Annotated in this window: 1 protein-coding gene and 1 pseudogene; both read right to left on the bottom strand. The window is 45.3% G+C overall.

All coding sequences use genetic code 11. The features are described from left to right. Positions 1 to 74: 74 nt before the first annotated feature. Positions 75 to 362, bottom strand: a complete 288-nt coding sequence (locus BSZ32_RS10155) for a hypothetical protein (RefSeq protein WP_105043306.1) — start codon at positions 360 to 362, stop codon at positions 75 to 77. 558 nt (positions 363 to 920) lie between these two features. Continuing rightward, positions 921 to 1105 (bottom strand): annotated as a pseudogene (locus BSZ32_RS19320) (hypothetical protein); the annotation flags it as partial.

Below are 1105 nucleotides of genomic sequence, written 5' to 3'. Positions count from 1 at the left end.
TTTAAGTGCCATTGAAGTCAGACCCTTTTTACGGACTTCACGTCCTTAGTCCGTGCCATCGGCAGCTGCCCCTTTTACGTCCCTCGTGGTGACTCGCCCCAGCCGCTCTTTGGGAACCTTTGACTTTTTTTGAGTCTATAAATACCTTTTTCATAACCACCTTTACCATCCTTGATTCTACTGAAAACAGGTTTCTTAGTCTTCACTTCCTTAGATAAAGCTCCTGACAGTAGAGTAGGTAAGTCACTGAGTTCATACTCTGAACAGAGCTGCATCTCATGTGCTAGTGTCGCAATGTCATTAAAGTGTAGAAAACCGCCTTTGGCCTCTAGAACAGTTTTTGCGATTTCGAGTGGTTTCATGTTTTTATCTTAAAAAAGTATTAGATCACTTGCCCCTAGCTGATAGTAGGTCATTACAAGATATCGTAGAATGCTTACCACTCTTATACCACTTAGGGAATCAAAAGAGACAAATGTTTTTTGGGGAGGGGTAAGGAACTCAAGTCACTAAGACCGTTTCATAGGAGGCCTGGCCCCATTTAGATGTCAGGGCAAAAAATGGCGCGACCTGGTTCGCTTCCGGAAAACGGAATCGCGTGTCGCGCACTGTTGATATGCTCATGCATCGGATATCTGGATGCTGCAAGCGAAATTTTTCCGTTTCCTCGATAGGAGGCCCGATAGGAGGCCTGGCCCCATTTACAGACGTCGCCGGAGTATTCGGCAAATCACCCGCAGCCTTAATCGCTTGGCCTATTCCGCCAAAATGCTTGATCGCCATAGTTATTAACGAAGCTCTATCTACCCTAATATTAATACTCCCTTAAAAGAACAGCACCTTTGAATGCACAGTAGGTCAACCTATCCCGTAGTTCGTGCGATAAAGTCTGACGCTTCGTTCCGTAACGATCAGTTAGATTAGCCTAAAGGCTTCTTCCTTAGGTCTCGTAGGCAATACATCTTGGCTTCTCGGACCTGTCGCAGCTTCCTGGCCCCAGTCGTTCGTTTCACATACTTCTCTGGTTGCTTTTCCTTCATTTTGTTGAAAAATTTGTCTACAAAATCGCGGCTACCTAGAACAACACCATCGGTGAAGTAACGTG

Source organism: Rubritalea profundi, from assembly GCF_002954445.1.
Lineage (GTDB): Bacteria > Verrucomicrobiota > Verrucomicrobiia > Verrucomicrobiales > Akkermansiaceae > Rubritalea > Rubritalea profundi.
Note: the sequence above shows the minus strand (reverse complement) of the source record. Positions and strands in the feature narration are given on the sequence as shown.